Origin of the sequence: Candidatus Magnetobacterium casense (genome assembly GCF_019173545.1) — a bacterium.
Lineage (GTDB): Bacteria > Nitrospirota > Thermodesulfovibrionia > Thermodesulfovibrionales > Magnetobacteriaceae > Magnetobacterium > Magnetobacterium cryptolimnobacter.
Genome location: NZ_JABXWD010000436.1, coordinates 1 through 2628, shown reverse-complemented (window position 1 = coordinate 2628; position 2628 = coordinate 1). Strand labels below are relative to the sequence as shown.

Sequence of the window (2628 nt, the reverse complement as noted above, 5' to 3'; positions counted from 1 at the left end):
GTAGCCAACACCTTCCCAGATGACGTTCCCGATGGCCCTTGTTACGTTGACGTCAAAATCATAGGTGCCACCGAACACGACGATCTTGCCACCACCTGCCGGTAGATCATTCAATGCGGCTTGGAACTGGACGTCATCCGAAGCCCCATCGCAGGTGTAATCCGGTGTCACATCGGCATACGCCTGTTCCGGGCCGATAGTCAATGTGACCACATCTCCAAAGCCGATTGTGAGCTTCCCCTCCTCTTTTGGCCCGTCACCCGCATAGAGATTAACATCGATGGTCAGTGCCGCTATCAATACCAGCAACATGACCATCCCAACCGAGAATGTGGCTATCAGTGTTTTGTGACTCATCGTTCTACCCTCCGTATTAGCCTAGCGGTGCCCCGCCGTCTGGATTTATTGGCCTGATGTACCCTTGCAACCTGAGCGTTCTCAACAGGTCTTTCAAGTTCCCCACAGACCGGACTCCACGTTGCTCCAACTTCCGCTTCAACTCGCTTTGCGTTAGCGGCCCGTCATGGGACAACACAATGAGCACTTGCGTTTTGATGCCTACGTCGTCCCATTCCTCACTCTTTTGCCTGCCCAATGGCGTCAACCCAATCTGTATCAGCTTCGGATTTTTACTCTTGGGTTTCGACAGATTTTTTTCGACAAATCCCGTCATCGTGAACGGTTTATTCCGGCTCCTGACACTTCTCCGTTTCATTGTGCCCCTCCATTAGTAATGATCGTAACGATTTCCGTATCGGGTTATAGATACGGGTCAAATACCAGTATTCGACCCCGAAAAACAGCCCTGTTCCCACGATAAACCCCGGCCATCCCATCAGTTTGCCCATCATGATGATAACTGCCATGAATATGGCTGGCATGACATAAACCGGATACAAGAACCGTTTCGGCATCATCTGAGTGATCTTAGTTTCCATTTCTCGTGCGGTCATAACCCCCCCGTTCAGTAGCCTTCTTTTTGAGCTGTTTTCGCAATGCTTCGGGCACCCTGGCAACTTGCGGATTTTTTGAGTTAAATAGGTCAACCCAGCGATATCCGGCCAATGGCGGGTGCTTGTATGCCTCGATAGGCGATAGCGCATCGGTGTCTACGATAATCGGCTTCTCGTTCGATAGAAATGTCCCCTTAGCCGAATTATATTTCAGCGGATACAGCATTCCCCTGTAGACCCCCGGCCTCGATGCCAGTGCTTTACACCTAATCTCTGCCGTCACCTCCGGGTAGAGATGAGGCGTAATATCCTCTTTCTTCGTAGTCGCCCCCAGAATCAAAATGTCAAAGTGCCTCCATATCGTAGCTATTCGCTGGTAAATCTGGCAAATGCTCAGATTTGGCGTTTCCCGTGGCATTTTGTTGCTGAATTCATCTTCCAGCATTACAGCATGTTTGAGAAATATCTGGCCCTTACTGGAATACCATCTTAACGGGTCGGTGTTAAACTGCGAGTATTCAGGGTGATCGTACATCAGATCGTGCACCCTGTCCAGTTGTTCAAGTAGGAATTCCGTACTATTCGGGATCGACAGGCCGAACAAGTGCCGTGGGGGTGCATCGCATGTTACCAGTTTCCCGAAATACCGCTTCATTTTCCACGATATGACATGGAGCAGCGTCGTTTTCCCTGTTCCTGGCGGACCCGTTACCAGAATGACCCCATTAATGAACCGCGCCCATCGCTTGGCGTCTTCGTACTCATACTCGGTCAGGTCGTTCGCAATTAGCAGGTCGAACTGACCTTCCTCCGGTGTGTGGTCATAGAGTTTCAATGGACCCAACCGCTCGACATCATCCAATGTCTTGATGTTGGCCCAATCTATGACATCGCTGCCATTGCCGTTAGATTTGAACTGAGTTTCGATATCTACTGGTCCCATCTGTCCTGTACTCCATCGTCGGCACCTAATTCGAGTGACGACAAATCAAGTGCCCCTTTGAGGAGATTTCCGTCAACTGACCGCTGTAATTTAAAATAAAAATTATAGGCCAGTTCTGCTATCGTTACCCGGCGAAGAAGCCTGCCATTCTCATCGTATTTATGTATTCCCGGATCAAACATGTGGAATTTGGCCAGTTGATGGGCCAGCAACCATGATGAGCCTTTGGGTATAACTGTAAACTCATACATCCGATCAACTGGCGGGTTCAACACATATTCGAGAGCTTTGTCAGACCGTTGTTGTATTACATCTGCCATGATTAAATCCCCAACGCTTTCATAAGATCATCCAGTTTGCCTTGAGACATGATGAAGAACGTAATCGCTGTTCCTAACCCCAAAATAGCTATTATTCCCATTCCATATACGAATAACGGCTGGACGTATTTTCGGGCCATGACCAGCGTTTGTTCCTGCAATTCCCTCACCTGTTCTTCCATATTGGCCACCACCTGAGTCGTCATCTGGTTGCAATATCCAGTGACCAGTGATGGTGTCATGATCGCCCCGGCTTCGGCCAATGCGCTTTCATATTCCGGTAGCTGTATTATCATTTGTGTTTTTTCCAGTAATGCCGGAAGATTCCGGTTTGATATGGGTTCTCCCATGTTCTCAAACCAGTAAACGTGTCCGACTTCCCTAGAAAACAAAGCGGCCATCAACCCGGCTT

Annotated in this window: 4 protein-coding genes and 1 pseudogene; all 5 read right to left on the bottom strand. The window is 49.0% G+C overall.

Features of this window, described 5'->3' with window-relative positions:
- Positions 1 to 357: pseudogene (locus tag HWQ67_RS15985) on the bottom strand (hypothetical protein); the annotation flags it as partial.
- Between the two features lie 16 nt (positions 358 to 373).
- Positions 374 to 715, bottom strand: coding sequence for an MAGE domain-containing protein (locus HWQ67_RS15980; protein WP_218253682.1), 342 nt, complete (start codon positions 713 to 715; stop codon positions 374 to 376).
- A 212-nt stretch (positions 716 to 927) separates the two neighbouring features.
- Positions 928 to 1896 carry an AAA family ATPase gene (locus HWQ67_RS15975; protein WP_218253681.1) on the bottom strand — a complete coding sequence of 323 codons (969 nt, stop codon included), beginning with the start codon at positions 1894 to 1896 and terminating at the stop codon, positions 928 to 930.
- Entirely contained in the window at positions 1884 to 2216 is a 333-nt protein-coding gene (locus HWQ67_RS15970; protein WP_218253680.1) for a hypothetical protein, read from the bottom strand. The genes HWQ67_RS15975 and HWQ67_RS15970 overlap by 13 nt, the downstream gene beginning before the upstream one ends.
- Before the next feature lie 2 nt (positions 2217 to 2218).
- Positions 2219 to 2628: hypothetical protein (locus tag HWQ67_RS15965; protein WP_218253679.1), on the bottom strand; the 410-nt coding region annotated here is incomplete at its 5' end.